This is a genomic window from Leptotrichia sp. HSP-342 (assembly GCF_041199995.1).
Classification (GTDB): Bacteria; Fusobacteriota; Fusobacteriia; order Fusobacteriales; family Leptotrichiaceae; genus Leptotrichia; species Leptotrichia mesophila.
The window spans coordinates 1,685,086-1,706,615 of record NZ_CP165646.1; the positions used below are offsets into that span (position 1 = coordinate 1,685,086).

Below are 21,530 nucleotides of genomic sequence, written 5' to 3' on the forward strand. Positions count from 1 at the left end.
TACTTAATGAACTTTCAATTATATCTGCTTTATTACAAATTTTTCCTAAATTTATTTTCCCTTCATTAGCTTCTTATCCACAATAACAATAAAAATATTTAAAATTTCCTTCCTTTCCTAAATCTAAGCATTAAACATCCCTATTTCCAAAAATATTTCTTATTTTTTCTATTTCAACTTTATCCTCTCAGCCCCCACCAATTTCGCAACTTTCCTAATAAACTTGAGCGACAAGTTCACATTATATTTTTCAGACAGTTTTACAACTTCTTTTTTCTCATTCGTTTTAAATGCTAAAAATACTTGATTGTCACCTTTATTTTTTAAAATAATCTGCTTCAATTCCTGATTCTTTTCTTTCACTTCTTCATCAATTAAGATGTATAATTTCAGATTCTTGTTTTCTTCCAGATTTTCAATGTTGCAAATGTTGTTTAAAATAAGTGTATTTTTATTTTGCTCGGAATTTACAATTCCTTCCAGCACCATAATCTGCCCTTCCGTAATTTTATAGCCAAAAGTTATGTATTCTCTTGGAAAACAGACAACTTCAATGCTTTTTTGAAAATCTTCCATTTCAAATTTTACCATCGGATCTTTTCCAGCCCGTGTTGCAAATTTTTTTACATTTTTCACTATTCCGATAATTCGTACTTTTTTTAGCTCTTTTTGAGAAATTTCTGATATTTTATTATGGAAAATTATATTTATCAGATTTTTTTTCTCATTTAAAGGATGGCTTGAAACATAGATTCCCAAATATTCCTTTTCATTTTGAAGCAATACTTTTTGAGAAAACTCATCGCTTTTTTCCATCTGGAAGTCAACTGATATCTCCTTTTTCCCTCCGAATAAAATCATTTGCAAATCTTCTTCAGATTCATATTTTTTCTGGCTGTATTCTAGAACTTTGTCAATAGACTTATATTTTTCAAACCTGTTTCCATCAAGTCCATCCAATGCTCCCGATAAAATTAGCGATTCCAGCTGTTTTTTTGTAATTCCATTTTGCTTCATCCGATATCCAAAATCTTTGTAGGAAACAAACTTTCCGTTTTTTCGTTCTTTTTTTATTTCATTAATTAATGCTGCTCCCACGCCCTTTATCGCAAAAAGTCCAAATCTTATTCCAACCTTTCCAAAATTTTCGTTATCCGCCTGATTTTCTTCAATTTCAAAATCATAATCAGACAAATTCACATCTGGCAAAAATATATTAATCCCTTTTTCCTTCGCTTCATTCACAAAAACAACAAATCTATCCAGATTATGCACTTCGGTTGTCATTATCGCAGCAAAAAATTCCAACGGATAATTTGCCTTAAAATACGCTGTCCAGTAAACAATCAAGGCGTAAGCCGCCGAATGCGACTTGTTAAATCCATATCCACCAAATTTTTCAACTAAATCATAAATTTCGTTTGCTTTTTTCGATAAAACTCCGTTTTTTTGAGCATTTGTTACAAATTTTTCACGATTTTTCTTCATTAGTTCAGGATTTTTCTTTCCAATCGCACGCCGCAGCTCATCGGCTTCTCCAAGTGAATAATTTGCCATTTCACTCACAATTTTCATAACCTGCTCCTGATACAAAATTATTCCGTAAGTTTCCTCAAGTATGTATTTTAGGGAATCATCAATATATTTTATCTCAGTCCTGTTATTTTTCACATTGATAAAATCATCCACCATTCCACTTCGCAAAGGTCCTGGACGGTACAGTGCAAGCAATGCGATTATGTCCTCAAATTTTTCAATTTTCATTTTCTTCATAAGGCTTCTGATTCCAGCCGACTCACATTGAAAAACTCCCATTGTATCAGCTTTTGTAAGTAGTTCATAAGTTTTTTCATCATTTAGCGAAATATCATTTAAATCTATTTTTATTTTTCTTCTTTTCTCAATATTTTCCACAGTTTTCCGCAAAATTGTGAGATTTTTCAATCCAAGGAAATCCATTTTTAAAATTCCCAGCTCTTCCAGTTCCTTCATTTGATACTGTGTTGAAACAATCTTTGTTTTCCCATCAGAATAAGTTGGAATCTCATCGCTTAGCACATCTTTGGAAATAACAACTCCAGCCGCATGAACAGAGGCGTGCCGCACTTTACCCTCTAATTTAAGCGAATAATCAATCACTCTTTTTATTTCCCTGTCAGTTTCATACATTTTTCTAAGTTCAGGGATGTTGTTCAGGGCATCTTTCAATTCCGTATTAAACGGTATCATTTTAGCGATTTTATCGACTTTTACAAGCGAAATATTTAACACACGCCCCACATCACGAATCGCAAGCCTTGCTTTTAGCGTTCCAAACGTAATAATATGTGCCACATATTCTGCCCCGTATTTATTTACCACATAATTTATGACAATTTCCCGCTGTTCCTGATCAAAATCTATGTCAATATCTGGCATCGAAATACGTTCAGGATTCAAAAAACGTTCAAAAATCAGATTATACTCAAGCGGATCAATTTCCGTAATATTCAAAGCATATGAAACAATGCTCCCAGCCGCAGAACCCCTTCCAGGCCCAACATAAACCCCATTTTCACGTGAGAATTTTATAAAATCCCAGACAATGATAAAATATCCATTGTATCCCATTTTATCAATAATTTCCAGCTCATACTCTGCACGCTCCAAAACATTTTCCAAATTATTTTTTAATAATTTTTCTCGAATTTTAATTTCTTTCATTTTCTGCCCAGAAATTTCATCTTTTGCAATCTCTTTTTCAATTATCTCAAAATTTTTATCCAGCTGCAATTTTTCAGAATCTGAAACAGATTTTTTCAAATATTTGTGAAAAAGTCCCTCAAATACTAGATTTCGTAAAAACTCCTTTTCACTTATATTTTGTGGCAACGAATATTTTGGAAATTTAAAATGATGAAACTCAAAATCAACATTGCAGTTTTCCACAATTTTTTCCACATTATTAATTCCAGTTTCATAAAACTCGCTATATTCCTTATTTTCAAAACTTTTTTCTATTTCATTTTCAGATTTTAGATATAGGTCATCATACAAAATTTCACTATTTTCCGATTTTTCTGTATCAATTTTACTTCCCTCTTTTATTGATTCCACGATTTTCTGCAAAACCGTATCTTCTCTATTCGGATAATAAACATCATTCGTAATAACAAAATTATCAAATTTATTTTTACGCACAATGTCAAAAAGCATTTTTCTAGCCTTTTCCAGCCTTTCCACAGCAGGAACTTCAATAAAAAAATTATCCCCAAAATCCTTACCAAGTTTCTCAACAACTCTTCTAACCTGAGTATTTTCCAAATCCAGAATACCCTTTATAACCTCACTATTTATGCCACCTGACAAAATATACAAGTCATCTGAATATTTTTTCAATTCATCATACTTAATTTTATTCCTATTCCGTGTAAACCTGCTATATGAAATTGACGACAATTTTGATAAATTTTTATACCCATTCTGATTTTTAGCAAGCAAAGTAAGCGAAAACTCCCCCACTTTCTCCAGTCCGTCAAGAAAGACCTCAAGTCCAATAATAGGCTTTATTCCAGCATTTTTGCACTTCTTAAAAAACTCAATTGCCCCAAACATCGAAGTATCGGTAATTGCAAGTGCTTTTATTCCAATTTCCTTAGCCTTTTCAACATATTCATCTATTTTTCCTACTCCTTCAAGCAGTGAATACTCGGTATGCAATTTCAAATGTACAAATTTATTTCCCATAATTTCTACCTAATTTCTATTTTTATAAAAATACCTAAAGTTCTTTTATCACTTCATAAATCCCATCTTCATCATTTGACAAAGTAATTTTGTCATCTGAAAATTTCTCTTTCAGATCTTCTGTTGCATTCCCCATAAGATACCCATATCTCACAAACTTCAACATTTCCAAATCATTCCACTGATCCCCAAATGCCATTGTTTCTTCTGGAGAAATATTATATTTTTTCAAGAGTTCCTTTATTGCCAAACCTTTATTTACTTCCTTATTCAAGCATTCTAAATAATGTGGCTTTGAAAATACAAAATTAATATGTGGCAATTTTTCTTCCAATTCCTTTTTTAACTCCAGTAAAATCGAATTTTCTGCAATAAATAATGCTTTTGTAGAAGTTTTTCCAATGAATTCGTCAAAATTTTTCACATAATATGGAATTTCCACGCTTTCTGAATATTTTTTACCTTCATCTGTTTCATTTTCAATATATAACTTGTCATCCATATATAAATTTAAGTGAATCCCCTTTTCTCTTGAAACTTTGATAAGTTCCTTAACATCTTGTGCCTCAACAGGTTTTTCAAAGATAACTTCATTATTTAACGGATTTGTAACTCTCCCGCCATTATAATTAATTACTGGATTTTTTATACCCAGCATTTCCACAAAAGGCTTTGATGAAATAAAGGTTCTCCCAGTTGCAATAAATGTTTTCACTCCCTTTTCTTCCAATTCTCTCAATTTTTTTATCAAATTTTCCGAAACTTTATGCTCACTTGTCAGCACTGTTCCATCCAAATCCATAAATATCGCTTTTATATTATTCATTTTAATTTCCTTTCTACTAACAATTTGTTAAATTTCTCTTTCTTATTTTTTTAAAACTATCTGATAATCTTTTTTATAATTCTATATTTAAATAACTTCAATTAAATTTTCTACAAAATAATCTATTTCTTCAATAGTCGTATCTTTACCAATACTCATTCTAAATGAACCTTTCAATTCCTCATCAGTAAGTCCCATAGCCTTCAAAACGTGCGAATTTTCAAGCGAGCCTGACATGCATGCAGAACCGCCGCTTATACAGATTCCTCTTAAATCCAGTGCTACCAGCAGCATTTGAATATCCACTCCTTCTATGTAGACATTCGTTGTTGTTTTTATTCTGTTGGCTTTTTCTCCATTTATCCGTATTTTTTTACCTAATTTTTTAATTTCAGTTATCAGTTTATTTTCTAGATAATTATGTAGTTTATCTTCTTTTTCCGACATTTCTTCCAAATTTTCATAAACTTCCTCAAGTGCCACACCAAGTCCCAAAATTCCGTGAACATTTTCCGTTCCAGCCCGTCTGTTCCTTTCCTGCGAGCCACCCCAGATTTCCTTTTCAACCGAATATTTTTTATCAATAAATACAAATCCTGCTCCCTTAGGCCCATAAAATTTATGAGCGGTTGCTGTCAAAGCATTTATTTTCAAATCTTTTGGCAAAATTTTCAATTTCCCTATTGCCTGAACTGCATCTGTATGAAAAAATATATTTCTCTCTGCCAAAATTTCCCCAATTTCCTTAATTGGCTGAATAACCCCAGTTTCATTATTCACAAACATTATCGAAACAAGAGCCGTATCTTCCCTCAATTCCTGTTTTAACTCCTCAATATCCACAACTCCATTCTCATCAACACTAATGTACGAAACTTCATACCCTTCATTTTCCAGCTGCTCAAAGGTTTTTAAAATCGTAGAATGCTCAATCTTAGATGTTATGATATGTTTTCCTTTATCATTGTTTGCCTTTAAAAATCCCCTTATTGCAAGATTATTCCCTTCGGCTCCGCCAGATGTAAACACAATTTCAGTTGTTTCAACCTTTAAATTCTGCGCTACAATATGTCTTGCCCTTTCCACAGCTGATTTTGCACGTTGTCCCAATGAATGCACAGAAGACGGATTTCCATAATTTTCGCTAAACGATTTTGTCATCTCTTCTATCACTTTGTCCGACATTTTTGTAGTTGCAGCATTATCTAAATACACTATTTTCATTTTTAACTTTCTTCTCCTTTTTTCATTTCATTATTTTATAATTTATAAAATTCTGTTATTTTAATCCTAAAATACATTTTACTTTTCTAATCATCTACTTATCTTACCAAAAAATATATTTTTTTCTAAAAACCGGAAATTTCCTATCTACATACTCATTAACATAACATTGAGCTTCAGCATAACTTCCCATTATATTTAAAAAATCCAAAGAATCCTTAAAAATTCCTATTTTTTCATTTTCCACTTTAAGTGCGATAATATAAGGAAATATTCTATTAAAATAATTAAGTTTTTCTTCTTCTGTTTCAAATTTATCTATTTTATTTTTCTCCGCAGTTTCAAAATACATTTTTAAACCTTCAATATACTCCATTTTTCGCCGTCCTGAAACTGTATATTTTCCTATTGCCTTTTCATAAACCAAAAATATTATTCCCAAAATAAACAGGCTTAATCCCAAATAAATCTCCATATACATCATTACAGCAACAATTATTCCCAACATAACTGCTGCATATAAAAACTTTAAAATTCCTTCAGACATCCCATGTACATACTCAAGCAATATAAATATAAACATTGTACCAATAATAGCACTTTCAAGATTCCCTTGTAATAATTTCAATAATATAAAAACTATAGAAATCGCTATTCCAGATATTACAGGGACAAAAAACAAATAATTATTTTTGTAAATCATCCTTTTATATTTTTTTTCCAAAAAATGTACAATACGGTTTTTAAATCCAATAATCCCTATTTTATTTCCAAACAAATCATTTTCCGAAAGAACATCCAGCAAATTATTTTCCTCTTGAAATAAAGTTTCCTTCCTCAATTTCAAATTATCTCTATTTTTCTTATTCAAAATATACTTTTTATTCCCTGTCCCAGTTTCATCAACTTCAGAAATGTATCCTTTCAGTATTAACGACAATATTCCAATTTTCAATATTTCCTTTGAATCTCTCTCGCCATTAATATAAGCTACAAACATTGCAGAAATATTATCTGGCACATTAAATTCAGGAACAACTGCCTTTCTTTTCGGATCTCTGCCAAAGAAATACCAAGTTGAGATAGAATAAACTGCAACAAGTATAACCATAACAATCTCAATTATAACTATATAAGATTTATTCATTAATAAGCTCCTTAAAATTCAAATTACATTTTTTGTATTCTGTTGGATTTATCTGTATTCTTGCACAAATTTAAAAAAATAATATTTATACCAATATTATAAACTAAAAAACAATACTTTACAACAAGAAAAAAAGCCAGTATTTCTACCAGCTTCCTCCACCTCCTCCGCCGGAACCTCCGCCAGAGAAGCCTCCCCCACTAAAGAAGCCGCCTCCGCCTGAGCCACTTTTAGATGAACTAAATTTTTCACTCATAATTTTCGATTTGCCACTGCTGTAACTTCTTGAAAATGCGTTCGTAAAACTGTGGTTACTATAAGCGTATATATGAGTATGGCTATTTATATAAGATTCATTTATGTCGAAGTTGTATATTTTTATTGTTTTTTTCATTAATTTTATTGCCTCGTTTTTTACTCCAAGTGCTACTGCGAAAGGTAAAATTCCATTAAAATATTCGATTAATTCCTTTACATTGTCAAATTTTCTTATCTGATTCTCTTCCGCTGTTTTTATATACATTTTCATACCTTTCAGATATTCTTTTTTTCTTAAGCCTTCATTTGTATATTTACCAATTAACTTTGCATACACAATAAACAATATTACAAAATATGTTGTAAAAACAAAAATCTCAATTCCCTGATAAAAAGATACACCTAAAATCACTATAATTACTAATCCTATTAACAATTTTTTACTAACTGTTATCCAAATTCTATGAAAAAATGAGCCTAATGTTATAAGTATATACAATATTATAAAAGGATTGAAAATCTCAAAATTTGTCTGTGAAAATATAAAAATCATAAAAACAGGAGCTGCACAATAAAATGGAACTAAAAAACTTCCATTATTTTTATAAATTATTTTATGATACTTATCCTTCAGAATTTCAATGATACTATTTGCCTTATTATAAATTCTTTTTTCACTACCAAAAATATCATTCTTTTCTGAAGAAAGAGCATCAAGCAGCATCCTTTCCTCTTCCGCCAGCTCAGTTTCCTGTGTATACGCAGTTTTGGATTCCTTGTTATATTTAATTTCACCATTAACTCTATTTGCTACTATAAACCCTTTTGTAAGTAATGTAAATATTCCTGCATTTAATATCTCCACTGTGTCTCTTTCACCATTTATATATGCTGCAAACATTGGAGAAATGTCTTTTGGCAAATTAAATTCTGGAATTACAGATTTCCCTTGTGGATCTTTTCCAAAAAACTTCCACGTTACAATAGAATATATTGTTAAAAATAACAATAAAAATGGCAAAATTATTATTGCTGGATTGGAAAGATATACAATTTTTAGCTTATCTACTAAAGTTGGGCTTATTTTATCCGTTTTCAAATTTAGCATAAATGTAAGCCCATTTTTGGCCTCCAGCTCTTTTGTTGAAATGTGTATTTCCTCATCATTTTCTAAAATGTCATAATTTTCACCTTTTTCTCCATAACTTCCAGTATAAACTTCCAACTTTTCAATTTCATTTTTTTTAATTTTTTGCCCATCAGGAAATCTTATAATAACACTTGCCTGTTCAATAGGAACATTCCAAAACTGTCCAATAGCATTGTAATACACTTGATAAATTCCATCTTTTTCAAACACAGCATTATAAATATCGTAATTCAGCTCATATATGGTCTCAGTCTTATACAAATTTACAAGTTCTGTTTCGGAACCTATTCTGTACCTTATTCCTTCATAAAAATGATTTTTTGTATATTCTTCATCCTTTCCGTCCCTCTTTATCCAATTCATTTTGATAAAAGACTTATGAACATCAAATCCAAACCTTTTTGAACGCAAAGGAATATCTCTATAAATCCCGTGCTTAAACTCTTCGCCAAACTGATAATCAATCACTTCATTTACAGTCAGCGTCCCATTTTTATTAATTTGCACTGTAACTTCATAATTTCTTATTTTTTCACTATGCAATATTACTGCATCAAGCCTGCTTGAATTAAATAAAAACATTACCATAAACATAAATAATATTGAAAATTTTTTATTTTGAAATATCATATTTTATCTATCCTTATTTTTAGTTATTCTAAAACTTTTTCAGTATCAAACTTTAACAATTATACAAATTTAAAATTTATGTAAAAATCATAAAAAGCCAGTATTTCTACCAGCTTCCTCCACCTCCCCCGCCAGAACCTCCGCCAGAGAAGCCTCCACCACTTGAGAATCCGCCTCCGCCAAAACCGCTTCCGCTCGAATTTCTAGAGTTTTCTCTCAAAGTGCTAAATCTTTCTTCTGCTATTTCATTGTATGCATTGTTATAACCTCTTGAAATCATATCTGATAAAAAGAAATTATTGTATGAATTAAAATGTACTCCTCTATTTATGTAAGAATATGTACTTTCATCAAAATCATAAAGTTTTATTGTATTCTTCATAAGTTTTACTGCTTCATTTTTTACACCAAGAGCTACTGCATAAGGCAATATTCCTTTAAAATAGGCTACCAGCTCATCTACATCGTTAAATTTCATAATCTGATTTGCTTCAGCAGTCTTTATGTACATTTTCATGCCATCCAAGTATTCTTTTTTTCTCATTCCATCAACAGTATATCTTCCAATTATTTTTGAATAAACAGCATACATTGCCATAATTATTCCAATTACAATGAAATTTAAAACTCCATAGATTACTGAAAAGAATAATACCGCTATCCACTTAATAATTTTTAAAAATATGCTATTATTTCCATAAATATTATTTATAATTGAAAAAATCATATTTAAAAGTATTCCAAAAAAACTAGCAACCATAATTAAAGAGACTACTCCAAAACCGCTGTCAGATACACCTGATGTTCCAGTACTTGCAGTTGCTGAGACCATAAAAACTATTATTATCCCGATAATAAAAACAACATTAAAAATGCTATTATCCCTGTATACTTTCTTTTTATATTTATCTTCAAACAATTTCAATATTCTATTTGAAGCATCGTAAAGGCTTCTTTCTTTTTTGAATATATACCCCGTATCAGAAAGAGCATTAAAAACAATCTTTTCTTCTTCTGCTAATTCAGGCTTGTTTTTTTCACTGTTAGACAATGTATATTCTACATTTCTTCCATTACCTTCCTTATCATCAGCTTCAACATAACCTTTAGAAAGTAATGAAAGCACTCCTATTGTCAATATTCCTCTTGGCTCTCTTTCTCCATTGACATAAGCCGCATACATGGCTGAAATGTCCTTTGGTATATTAAATTCAGGAACAATTGCCTTTTTATCCACATCTCTTCCAAATATATACCACGTTACAAATCCATAAATTGCTAAAAGTATTATTATAATCGGTCCTACAGCAATTAAAGGATGAGCATAATAAAGTGTCTGTAATTTATCCCAAAATGTTGGGCTTATATTATCTGTTTTTAAATTCAGACGAAAACTTAATCCATTATATGCCTCTAAAACCTTATTTGTTTTAATTTCAACAGTTCCATTATTCAAATTTGTAATATAATCTTTCCCACTTTGTCCATATTCACCTGTAAAAATATCTAATTGCCTAATTTCATTTTTTAAAACAGGTTCTCCATTTCCAAATTTTATATTTACTGCAGCTTTTTCGATAGGAACTTGCCAAAATTGACCAATTGCATTAAAGTAAACCTGATAAATTCCATTTTTTTCAAATACTGCATTATAAATCACATAATTAAATTCGTATCTATTTACGCCATTTTCCACAAATCTGTCTGCAGAACCAACCCTATATCTAATACCTTCATCAAAAAGTTTCGTAGAATATTCTTCAGAAATACCGTTTCTCTTTATTGAATTCATTTTTATATAAGATTTGTAAATATCCACGCCGTTTTTCTTTGAACGTAATGGAATATCCCTATAAATCCCGTGCTTTGCCGCACCGTCAAATTCATAGTCAATCACTTCATTTACTGTCAAAGTCCCATTTTTATTCATCTGAACTGTAACTTCATAATTCGTTATTTTTTCAGCAATTAATGATTTCGCACTTAAGAAAAATAATGTGAAAAATACAAACATTATTGAAAAAATACTGTTTAATTTTCGGTTGCTAAAACTCTTCATAATAAGCCCTCTTCTAAAAAATTTACTAAAAAAATTAAAACTTAACTTCTGGAGCTTTTTCTGCTCCTTCCACAGCATTAAAGAACTCAGCTTTTTTAAATCCAAAAATTCCACCAAAAATATTATTTGGAAAAGTTTCCACGAAAGTATTTCTGTCTCTTGCTGTTCCGTTATAATATTTTCTTGAACTTTGAATTTCTGTTTCTATTTGAGTCAATTGAGATTGCAGGCTCAAAAAGTTTTCATTTGCCTTCAAGTCTGGATAATTTTCCTGTAACATCATTATTGATCTTAACGTTTTTGTCATTTCGTTTTCAAGTTTTTGAATTTTTTCAATATTATCAATATCCTTTGTATCAATCGACATCATTTGACTTCTTAATTTTACCACATTTTCCAGCGTTTCTTTTTCATGTGTTGCATAACCTTTAACAGTATTAACAAGATTTGGTATCAAATCCAGTCTTTTTTGCAAATATACGCCTATTCCACTCCAACCTTCCTCATTCAGATTTTTTAGTCTAATATATTTATTATAAATTCCCATTCCGATTACAACCAAAACTACCAAAATTCCTATTAAAATAAATACAATACTCATAATTCATTCTCCTCTTCTATTTTTTATTTTTATTTATTTTATTTACCATAAATCCAATTAATATTACCACAACCACCCCTATAAAAACATTATAATAAACCGTGTAATCTCTTGGCTTTGAAACCTTCTTTTCATCTGATTTTTCCAATTTTCCTACAAAAACTTCATCCCGTTCTTTTATTGAGTCAGCAAATTCGGCAATATCGTATTCCGGCTTATCTAAACTTTCATCTCCAAAGGTTATTTTGTAATTTTCACCTTCTGTAGCCCTAAACACAATTCTGTCTGGAACGTAATTTCCTGTTACTCCTTTTATTTTGAGCGGTGAATTATCTCCATTCTGTATTTCAACGATTATTTCAGACAATTTTGGCACATTTTCTAAGTTTATCATCAAATTTGACTTTTCTCCAACTTTAGAAATTATCCCTTCTGCATAAAGATTATCTCCGCTTCTCACAGTATAATTTCTCTGAAACTCATCATTTACATCTAGAACAATATTTTTTAACGGCAAAAACTTGCTCTTGATTTTCAAAATTGTATTTTTTCCTTCCTGCTCAACTTTATAATCCAATTTTGTCCCTACAGTTTTAAGTTTTCGAGCCTCACTATTTGACAATTTCAAAATTGCTTCACTAAAAATATTCCCTTTATCTAAGGGCGTTACAACTTTATAAAATTCATATCTTTTTTCCGAAAATTCTATTGTCAAGTTTGCCTTATCAGGTGTTTTGTAAATTTCTCCCGAAGTTATCTGTTCCCAATCTATACCGTTATTACTTCCAAGCAAAGTATATTCGGTGTAAAAATTTTTGGAAGCAATCAGCTCGAGCCTGTTTCCAATTATATCCTTTAACGAACTATCAGAATTAAATTTTACAATAAATTCCATTTTATCCTTTTTCGTCAATACTTCATCTATTTTTGCCCTTGCCACAATTTTTTCACTGTGCTTTTCCTGCTCTTTTCCAGTTTCGATAACATAAGGAACTTCCTTCCCACTCTTATCAATTATCCGTATATCCCCAAGATTATTTTTACTGTTCTCATAAATATCCTCTGTTAGAAAAAATTGCTTGTATGCCGACTTTCCTGTTATTTTTATAGTTTTAAAATACTGGCTGGAAAAAAGTTGAACAATTGTCAATAAAAATAAAAACAATATTATTTTAGTTATTTTCTTCATTTTTCTCACCTTTCCCAAAATCCGTGCCACTCAAACTCTCTTTCACTTCCTGCTCCAACTTCTTCAAAGCCGTCTGATAAATATAGGAAGTTCCAATCAAAATAGCCCCCATACTAAAGTAAGCAATCAACTTATAGGAATTATCAAATCGTAAGAAATCCCATAAAAAACTTTTTGCCACAAAAAATATTCCTATTCCAAGCCCAATTCTTCTAACATTCCTATTCGGCACTCTAAATCCTTTCCAGACTAAGTATCCACATAATAGCAATCCAACTATATCCAAAGCTAGTCCAGCTCCTAAAAATAGCATATTTGACTGTTCGTATATTCGTAAAATAATATTTGCTACACAAAGGAAATATATTGATTCTTCGAGTATCCACAATGGTTTTTTCTCATTTTTTTTGAAAAAGCATAAATGAATATCATTTTTAGCAACCATAAATAAATAAAAATTTACAAAAATTAATAAAATTAAAGATAGCGGATAACTTATTGGAATTTTCTCTTCTTGTATATTCCAGCTCCAACCAGAGATATATAAGATAAAATTAATCATATTTATGAATAGTAAATAAATTATTTCAATTATTACTAAAAATTTCAAGCTAAAACTATCCTGCAATCTCTTTATTTTATACGTTACCGTTCTTAAAATAAAAAGTGAAAATAATACGCCAAACAATACATCTTTACCATAATTTATCGCTTCGAATGAAGTGACAATATTAAAAACAACTTTATTTATAAAAAATATTGAATATGTAAAAATCAGATATTTAAATATTCCATTTAAAATCCTAACTTCTGTCTTGTAGCTTTTTTGTTTTATCAGGAAATAAAGCACAAATGAAAATAATATTATCATCAAATCTTGAATATACACAAGCAAATATTTTTCTTCCCGTACAATCAAATTACTTACCAGTGAAACTAGATAAATCGCAATCGTTCCATATCGGATTTCTTTATTTTTATATTTTCTATAAAAGAAATATAAAAGTGCAGTCTCAGCACCCCACGCAACCACAACAAATTTTTCTGGCACAATTAACGGGATAATCAGGATAAAACTTCCTAATGCAACTATATAAAAGATTTTTGCAACTTTGTTGTCCTTGAGCCTGTCGCCAAAAAATCCGTAAATTATTCCGACTGTTCCAACTAATACCGCTTTTAGCCAACTTGGGGTTGTCTTGTCAAACAGGCTGTAAATCAATGAAAATTTTATAATTAGATTTAAACTTAGAAATACATAGTCGATTATGTTGCTTTGACGATTTTCTTTTTTGTGAGAATTTAGGAAAATGAAACTGTATGCTGTTGTGAAAATTACGATGTAGAAAAATGCCATAATCTTATCATGAATACTGTGATTTAAGTAATAAATCAGCCCCGTCATATTCACTACACCTGTAACAAATCCAAAAATCTTGCTGTATATCCAGTCCTTTTTCCAAGAAACTCCAAGCACAATTCCCTGCAAAATCAAAGAATATGCCAAAACATAATAAATCTGGACATTGCTCTTATTCACCCAAATATAAGCTCCGTATGGAAGATAGCCTCCTATCAGCGACAATACTCCAATTATCTGGCTATCATATCGCAATGAAAGAATCACAACCAGCTCTGTCAGTATTACCGATATAAAAAGTCCCGCTGTCATTGGATAAAGTTTGAGATATAACGTAGAAAGAAGCGTAGTCAAATAAAGAATACCAATTCCACCGCCAATCAGCCCAACTGCAAAATGCTTTTTATTTTTCTGATAAAATTTTTCTCCAGCAAAAAGAAAAAACATCCCAAGCAAATACGAAGCCGAACTTTTTACATAATTATTTGCCAAAATTTTTGCAAACTGCGTCCGAAATACCAAAAAAACTCCCAAAAAGATTGATATTATCCCTAAAAAGTTAAATCCTTTAAGTCCAATAAGTTTTTCAAATACAAATCTTTTTTTCTCTCTTTCGAAAAGAAATTTCCCCTCCTTCAAAGCCGTTTCTTCTTTTATCTTATTATGAAAAACTGAAGATTCCTCTTGAAGAAATACCTTATTTTCAAAAGTTTTTCTATTACTTTTCTCTAAAAAATTACCAATTTTTTCATTAATTTTTTTGAGTTCATCTCTTAATGAATCAGCTTCATCTGAAAATTCATGAGAAAGATTTCTTTCCAGCATTTTGACTTTTCTCTTCATTTTCTCTGCATAATTAGAAAGCCTTCTAGTCACTCCACTTTCCAATTCCACATTCATCTTCTCCGCCAAAATATTCTGAAACTTATCAATCTCACCATTTCTCCTAACCTTTTTCGCTTCCTTCAATTCCTCAATAAGCACTGCATTACTATTTTTAAGCCTTCCAATTTCCTCTTCCCTAACTTTCATCTTTTCATGAAATGTCTTTAAATCTTTCGCCAGCCTTTCATTCTCTTCCAATAGTTCCTTTTCCCTGCTTATTCCAACCTCATTTTTTATATTTGCAATTATTGATTCTATCTCCGAATTTATTCTCCCAATTTCCTTATACTTATTCTCAAGATTTTCCAATTCTTTTAGTTTGTTAATCATTGTAAAAACACCTCAAAACTCGCAAATTTTTTATAAATGTATTTTTAATCTGTAAAATAATTTATAACTTTATACTATTCCCCATTTAAATAGTGAATATTTAATAAAACAAATATTCTAAAGCAAGGGGTCTTGACCCCTTGTGGAAATAAAAAAACTTAGGTTAGCGAACACATCTAATATAAATTGGATTTAGCATTAACTATAATTTCTATCAAATTTAACTGCCACTTCTTTTCCAAAAAATGCTATCCCAATTTTCAATACATTCTCAACTCCAGAATTTTTTAATACAGAAGCATATTCTTTCTCTTCAATCTGCTGTAACGCAATATCACACTCATTCTCTAATTTTTCAAAAATTTTATCTTCACTCAAATTTTCCATTGCATTTACAACTTTTAATTCCAAAATAATTCCTTCTTTTCTTTTTTCCAGATTTTTAGGCTTCAAAAGCAAATCATATCTGCCTTTCCCAGCAAAATTATTTGAAGTTATTTCATACTCATTTTTCAAAGTCAAAATTATTCCAAGCATTAAGCCATGATAAAATTGCTCTCTGTAAATTCCACTTACATCAAATATTCCTACATTTTCCAATAAAACTTCTTTCAAATGTTTCTCAAATTCACTTATATTTCCTTCTCTCAAAGCATTTGACATATACAAAAATTTCTCATAATCTTCAAAATAAATTTCTATAAACATTTCTGAGAACATTTTCAATATTTCTTCATTCGGTATTTTTAAATAGCACATTCCATCATCTTCGATTTTCTTTGCCAGTGTTAAATATCCGCTGTGAAAAAATAAATTCCATATATTTTTACTATAATTTGACTCAAGATTTGAAAAAGTCATATTTTCGTTTATTCGTTTATAAATCTCTTCTCTATTCAAAAGTTTTGAAAAATCATCAAAAATCTCATTTTTCAGCTTTTTTAAATATAATTTTATCAATTCATTTCCACTCGTATTTACCCAGTACGACTTTAATTTTTCATCATTCAGAAAATTAATAATCGACCACGGATTATAAACTTTTATATCTCCAAACAAATATCCATTGTACCAACGTTGAACATCTTTAAGTTCAAATTCTAAATCAAAATCCTTTAAAGCATGCTCAACTTCACTTTCTGTAATCCCAAAATATTCTGTAAATCTATTGTCTAAAATTGTATGAACTCTTAAATTATTCAATCCAGAAAATATATTTTCCTTTGCAACTCTTAAAATCCCAGTCATAATTCCCATTTCGAGATAATTATTATCCTTTAGGACAACTCCATAAAATGTTTTAAAAAAGCTAATTGCTTCTTGATAATAGCCTTTCACGTATGAATCAATTATCGGCTGATCATACTCATCTATCAGCACCACAACCTTTTTTCCATAATATTCATATAGATATTTTGTTAAATCCAGCAAGGATAATTTCCATGTTGCTTCAGTTGCTCTGTTAAATAAAATCGAATCGTATTTTTCTTTTTTTCTAACACTTAAATTTTCCTTTACAAATTCAAATTCATCATATAAATCCGAAATTGTATTTTTTATCATCTCAAACCCATTTTCCCAGCTACTTTCATCATAATTTCTGAATGAAATTGAAATAACTGGAGCTGTCCCCTGCTTTTCAAAATACTCATTTTCAGAAATTTTTAAATTCTCAAACAGTTTTTTATTTCCATCTTTATTTTCAATATCAAAAAAATATTTTATCATCGACATATTAAGTGTTTTTCCAAATCTTCTCGGACGTGTAAACAGCTTAACTTCGCCAGGTTCTCCTATAATACTTTTTATCAATTCTGTTTTATCAAAATAATAGTAATTTCCGTCTATTATTTTTTTAAAATCTGATATTCCTATTGGCAGTTTTTTCTTCATTTAACATTCCTCCCTTTTTACTTGGTCAGTACCAAATTAAACTATTTATAAATAAACAACAGAATTTCCCTAAGCAGTTTGCAAGCTAATGCCGTAGATTGTCCAGACTGATCGTATACAGGCGATAATTCATTCATGTCAAGCCCCACAATATTTAATTGTGAAATTTTTTCTATTGCCTTATGAAGTTCCACAAAAGTAACTCCTCCAGCTTCAGGCGTTCCAGTTCCAGGAAATTCCGATGGATCAAGTACATCTAGATCCAATGTAAAATACACAGGTTTCCCTTTTAATTTTTCTACAACTTCATCAAGTTCATCAAAATTAAATTTTGTTGTATGAAGATGTTCCTTTGCAAATTTCCATTCATCTCTTTCCCCACTTCTTATTCCAAACTGAAAAATTCTGTCATCTCCAACAATATCCCAACATCTTCTAATTACAGAAGCATGTGAATAATACTGCCCTAAATACTCATCTCGCAAATCTGTATGTGCGTCAAACTGAATAATATGCAAATCTGGATATTTCTCAGCAACCGCTCTTACAGCTCCCAATGTAACAGAATGCTCTCCACCAATCATAAACGGAATTTTCCCATCCTTCAAAATTTTTGCCGTTTCATCCTGAATATCCTGCAATGTACTTTCTGAATTTCCAAACGAAAGTTCCAAATCTCCTCCATCAAAAACCTTAATATCCTCCAAATCCTTATCTTGATAAGGGCTGTAAGTTTCTATACCAAAACTCTCATTTCTCATAACCGCTGAAGCAAATCTAGTCCCTGGTCTAAACGAAGTCGTACTATCAAATGGTGCTCCAAAAATAGCAATTTTACTCTCATTGTATTCATTGTCACAACCTATAAATGTATGTATATTTTTATTTCTCATATAAATTCTCCTTCTAGTTTTTATTCTAAATTATTTTATTAAATCTTTCACATAATTTGGCAAAGCAAAAGCCCCTTTATGCAATTCTGTATTATAATATCTTGTCTCTATCCCAAACTTATTCCATTCATCAGCCTTCAAATCTTCTACAGGATTATATTTTTTTGAAGCAAATCCAAATAGCCAATGTCCTGACGGATATGTTGGTATATGCAGCTGATAAACTGTTGCAAAGGGGAAAACTGCTCTTAACTGTTTATTTGCCCTTGCTGTCGCTTTGGCATCTGCCTCATAATATGGGCTTTCGTGCTGATTTACAAGAATTCCATCCTCTTTTAGTGCATTAAAGCAATTTCCATAAAATTCTCTTGTAAATAAATCTTCTCCAGGCCCAAACGGATCTGTCGAATCCACAATTACAATATCATATTCATCAGTTTTTGAACGTACGAATTTTAGTCCATCCTCATAATAAATATGTACCCTTTCATTATCCAATTTATTTGCCGTCTTAGGCAAGTATTCTCGACAAATATCGACAACCATCTTGTCAATTTCCACCATATCAATTCTCTCAATATGTTCATATTTTACAAGTTCACGAACAGTACCTCCATCTCCAGCACCAATTACCAATATTTTATTAGCCTTAGGATTTACAGCCATAGGAACGTGAGTTATCATCTCATGGTAAATAAACTCATCCTTTTCTGTCAACATCATAAATCCATCCAATGTCAAAAACCGCCCAAACTCTGGCGATTCAAAAATATCAATTCTCTGAAAATCACTTTTTGCACTGACTAACTGCTTATCAATCTTTATAGAAAAACGAACATTTTTTGTATGTTCTTCTGTGTACCATAATTCCATCTGCTACACTCCTTTCAATTTGTATTACCTTTTTTTAATATCTAACCTTTTATTTCCAATATTTTGTACTTTAAAATTTTTTTATAAATTCCTCAACTTTTCCATTGTTTATAATTTTATTCTATTTCTTACACTCATTAAACATTTCTCAAATAATTTTCCTTAACCTTAACTCTGTTCAGCCATCCAGCTAGAAAATCATTCTGAGTTACATTATTCTTAGCAAGAGACTTGTAATATTCACGCTGTAAACTGTGATATACAGCCAAAAATTTAACTGGATTAACATCATTTAAATATTTTAGTGTCTGAGATCCAATTGCTCCATCCACACTCACAACATTTTTGCCATAAACCTTGTTCAAAGCCTCCTGAGCCTTTTTAATTCCATATCTCCCAGCATTTACTGAAAAATCAAATATGCTTAGTGCCACTTTATCATTTTTCACTTGATCCAATTTTCTAGCCTTATAATATTTTTCCTCATAAATTTTTTGTGCCATTGCTTTTGTTAAATCTTTCATACTACCTTTGTATCCACATTCTCTAGCTCGCTCCTTAGTAATGCCATATTTTGTTTCCCCGCCTTTATCATTTTTATCATTAGAGTAGCTTCCTTCAACTAATAAAATATAATTAAAAAATTTCAAAAATCTGTTGTCAGCCATTTTTGTTTCCTTCTTTCATTTATTTTAATTGGAATTTCGCAAACACTGTCTACGTTTTTACATCAAAAATTTTCACTCCAAAACAACATTTATCTTTTCAACATGCATATCCTCAGTTCCTGTTAATAAACATCCTTTTTCCTTTGCATATTCGATATAGTTTATGATTTCCTCAGTAATTCGCTCTCCTGGTGCTAATATCGGTATTCCTGGCGGATAAGCCATAACAAATTCTCCACTTATTTTACCCGCACTATCTTTTATGGGGATCATTTCCTTTTCTGAATAAAAGGCTTTTTGTGGCGGAAGCACAACATCAGGATTTATATATTCATGATCAAACATTCCTGTAGAGTCTTTTGAGTAAAGCCGTTTAATTTCTGCAAGCGAAGATATTAGCCGTTCTATTTCCAAGCCTCTGTCTCCCGCCGAAATTATCGCTAAAATATTTCCCAAATCTCCAAATTCAATCTGAATTTCATAATCATCCCGCAAAATATCATAAACTTCAATTCCAGCAAGTCCAATATCTTTTGTATACACAGATAATTTTGTCGTATCAAAGTCATAAACCGAATCTCCATCAATCAGTTCTTTCCCATACGCATAATACCCACCTAGTTTATTAATTTCATTTCTGGCATATTCTGCAAATTTAACTGTCTTTTCAAAAAGTTCCCTTCCATTTATTGCCAAATTTTTTCTTGCCACATCAAGTGAAGTCATAAGTAAATACGATGCACTCGTAGTTTGAGTCAAGTTTATAACTTGCCGAACATAATCAGCGTTTATTCTCTCACCACTTAACAAAATCGAACTTTGTGTTAAAGAACCGCCTGTCTTATGCATACTAATTGCCGCCATATCTGCTCCAGCTTCCATCGCTGAAATTGGTAAATTTTCATCAAAGTAAAAATGTGCTCCATGTGCCTCATCAACTAGCACAAACATATCATTTTCATGTGCCATTTTTACAATAGATTTTAAATCTGAACAAATTCCGTAATAAGTAGGATTATTCACTAATATTGCTTTTGCATCAGGATTTTCCTGAATTGCCTTTTTCACATCATTAATCGACATCCCAAGTGATATTCCCAATTTTTTGTTAAGTCCAGGGTTAATATAAACTGGAATTGCTCCACAAATTACCATTGCATTAATGGCACTTCTATGCACATTTCTCGGTATAATAATTTTATCTCCAGCCTTGCAAGTTGCCATAATCATAGCCTGTACAGCCCCAGTTGTTCCACTTACCATAAAATAAGCCTCTTTTGCCCCAAAAGCCTCTGCCGCTATATCCTGAGCCTCTTTTATAACCGAAGTTGGATGGCATAAATTATCAAGCGGCTTCATCGAATTAACATCCATCTGCATCGCTTCCAGCCCAATAAAATCCCGAAATTCCTTATTTCCACGCCCTCCTTTATGCCCTGGCACATCAAATCTCACAACCCTGTTAGAAAGATAATTTTTTAAAGCATCAAAAAGAACTGTCTTATTCTGTCTATCTTTATCAATATTTTTCCCCATTTCTTCAACTCCTTTCATATTTTTTAATTTATTTATAATTTTAAATTCTGTTTTTTTTTAACATTTAAACAAGTTACATTGACATTTTGATTAGTAACTATTTTTTGTAATTTATATGTTTTTTCTTTTTCTTAAAAGCAAAGGGGAACAATCACCATCCCCTTTTATTTCGCAATATTAGTTATTTCAATTTCTTCAAATTATAATATCTGAAGATTTTGGCGAAAGAAACACATAAATGTGTTTAGTAATTTTTATTTCCAAAAAATCACGACATTTTCA

At 30.7% G+C, this 21,530-nt stretch carries 14 protein-coding genes; all 14 read right to left on the reverse strand.

The annotated features are described in order from the left end of the window. Positions 1-168 precede the first annotated feature (168 nt). The 14 genes from dnaE to AB8B23_RS08685 all read right to left on the reverse strand — a co-directional run bounded on the left by dnaE (position 169) and on the right by AB8B23_RS08685 (position 21,248). A complete protein-coding gene (gene dnaE, locus AB8B23_RS08620) occupies positions 169-3,726 on the reverse strand; it encodes a DNA polymerase III subunit alpha (protein WP_369712402.1) in 3,558 nt (1,185 codons plus the stop codon). A 34-nt stretch (positions 3,727-3,760) separates the two neighbouring features. Further along, a complete protein-coding gene (locus AB8B23_RS08625; RefSeq protein WP_369712403.1) occupies positions 3,761-4,552 on the reverse strand; it encodes a Cof-type HAD-IIB family hydrolase in 792 nt (263 codons plus the stop codon). An 87-nt stretch (positions 4,553-4,639) separates the two neighbouring features. Further along, a complete protein-coding gene (locus AB8B23_RS08630) occupies positions 4,640-5,776 on the reverse strand; it encodes a cysteine desulfurase family protein (protein ID WP_369712404.1) in 1,137 nt (378 codons plus the stop codon). A 103-nt stretch (positions 5,777-5,879) separates the two neighbouring features. Beyond that, complete coding sequence (locus AB8B23_RS08635) at positions 5,880-6,923, reverse strand: DUF2207 family protein (RefSeq protein ID WP_369712405.1); 1,044 nt, start codon at positions 6,921-6,923, stop codon at positions 5,880-5,882. Positions 6,924-7,068: 145 nt separating this feature from the next. Then, positions 7,069-8,961: a DUF2207 domain-containing protein gene (locus AB8B23_RS08640; protein ID WP_369712406.1), complete on the reverse strand. Its 1,893-nt coding sequence runs from the start codon at positions 8,959-8,961 to the stop codon at positions 7,069-7,071. Between the two features lie 106 nt (positions 8,962-9,067). Continuing rightward, positions 9,068-11,020, reverse strand: coding sequence for a DUF2207 domain-containing protein (locus AB8B23_RS08645; RefSeq protein ID WP_369712407.1), 1,953 nt, complete (start codon positions 11,018-11,020; stop codon positions 9,068-9,070). A 34-nt stretch (positions 11,021-11,054) separates the two neighbouring features. Next, entirely contained in the window at positions 11,055-11,621 is a 567-nt protein-coding gene (locus AB8B23_RS08650) for a LemA family protein (protein ID WP_021768382.1), read from the reverse strand. A gap of 16 nt (positions 11,622-11,637) precedes the next feature. After that, positions 11,638-12,810: a hypothetical protein gene (locus AB8B23_RS08655; RefSeq protein ID WP_369712408.1), complete on the reverse strand. Its 1,173-nt coding sequence runs from the start codon at positions 12,808-12,810 to the stop codon at positions 11,638-11,640. Then, positions 12,794-15,385 (reverse strand): DUF2339 domain-containing protein, encoded by a 2,592-nt coding sequence (locus AB8B23_RS08660; RefSeq protein WP_369712409.1) that lies wholly within the window; start codon positions 15,383-15,385, stop codon positions 12,794-12,796. Before AB8B23_RS08660 ends, AB8B23_RS08655 begins: the two co-directional genes overlap by 17 nt. Before the next feature lie 198 nt (positions 15,386-15,583). Further along, complete coding sequence (locus AB8B23_RS08665) at positions 15,584-17,278, reverse strand: AAA family ATPase (protein WP_369712410.1); 1,695 nt, start codon at positions 17,276-17,278, stop codon at positions 15,584-15,586. A 41-nt stretch (positions 17,279-17,319) separates the two neighbouring features. Beyond that, on the reverse strand, positions 17,320-18,171 hold the full coding sequence (gene speB, locus AB8B23_RS08670) for an agmatinase (RefSeq protein ID WP_369712411.1): 852 nt from the start codon (positions 18,169-18,171) through the stop codon (positions 17,320-17,322). A gap of 30 nt (positions 18,172-18,201) precedes the next feature. Next, positions 18,202-19,044: a polyamine aminopropyltransferase gene (gene speE, locus AB8B23_RS08675; protein WP_369712412.1), complete on the reverse strand. Its 843-nt coding sequence runs from the start codon at positions 19,042-19,044 to the stop codon at positions 18,202-18,204. 137 nt (positions 19,045-19,181) lie between these two features. Then, positions 19,182-19,712 carry a glycoside hydrolase family 108 protein gene (locus AB8B23_RS08680; protein ID WP_369712413.1) on the reverse strand — a complete coding sequence of 177 codons (531 nt, stop codon included), beginning with the start codon at positions 19,710-19,712 and terminating at the stop codon, positions 19,182-19,184. A gap of 72 nt (positions 19,713-19,784) precedes the next feature. Beyond that, positions 19,785-21,248 carry an aminotransferase class I/II-fold pyridoxal phosphate-dependent enzyme gene (locus AB8B23_RS08685; RefSeq protein ID WP_369712414.1) on the reverse strand — a complete coding sequence of 488 codons (1,464 nt, stop codon included), beginning with the start codon at positions 21,246-21,248 and terminating at the stop codon, positions 19,785-19,787. Between the last annotated feature and the right edge of the window lie 282 nt (positions 21,249-21,530).

Bases quoted from the DNA above. Each gene is read 5' to 3' on its own strand.
- AB8B23_RS08645 (WP_369712407.1), bottom strand. From the start codon at position 11,020: ATGAAGAGTTTTAGCAACCGAAAATTAAACAGTATTTTTTCAATAATG.
- AB8B23_RS08635 (WP_369712405.1), bottom strand. From the start codon at position 6,923: ATGAATAAATCTTATATAGTTATAATTGAGATTGTTATGGTTATACTT.
- AB8B23_RS08655 (WP_369712408.1), bottom strand. From the start codon at position 12,810: ATGAAGAAAATAACTAAAATAATATTGTTTTTATTTTTATTGACAATT.
- AB8B23_RS08625 (WP_369712403.1), bottom strand. From the start codon at position 4,552: ATGAATAATATAAAAGCGATATTTATGGATTTGGATGGAACAGTGCTG.
- AB8B23_RS08650 (WP_021768382.1), bottom strand. From the start codon at position 11,621: ATGAGTATTGTATTTATTTTAATAGGAATTTTGGTAGTTTTGGTTGTA.
- dnaE (WP_369712402.1), bottom strand. From the start codon at position 3,726: ATGGGAAATAAATTTGTACATTTGAAATTGCATACCGAGTATTCACTG.
- AB8B23_RS08685 (WP_369712414.1), bottom strand. From the start codon at position 21,248: ATGGGGAAAAATATTGATAAAGATAGACAGAATAAGACAGTTCTTTTT.
- speE (WP_369712412.1), bottom strand. From the start codon at position 19,044: ATGGAATTATGGTACACAGAAGAACATACAAAAAATGTTCGTTTTTCT.
- AB8B23_RS08660 (WP_369712409.1), bottom strand. From the start codon at position 15,385: ATGATTAACAAACTAAAAGAATTGGAAAATCTTGAGAATAAGTATAAG.
- AB8B23_RS08630 (WP_369712404.1), bottom strand. From the start codon at position 5,776: ATGAAAATAGTGTATTTAGATAATGCTGCAACTACAAAAATGTCGGAC.
- speB (WP_369712411.1), bottom strand. From the start codon at position 18,171: ATGAGAAATAAAAATATACATACATTTATAGGTTGTGACAATGAATAC.
- AB8B23_RS08665 (WP_369712410.1), bottom strand. From the start codon at position 17,278: ATGAAGAAAAAACTGCCAATAGGAATATCAGATTTTAAAAAAATAATA.
- AB8B23_RS08680 (WP_369712413.1), bottom strand. From the start codon at position 19,712: ATGGCTGACAACAGATTTTTGAAATTTTTTAATTATATTTTATTAGTT.
- AB8B23_RS08640 (WP_369712406.1), bottom strand. From the start codon at position 8,961: ATGATATTTCAAAATAAAAAATTTTCAATATTATTTATGTTTATGGTA.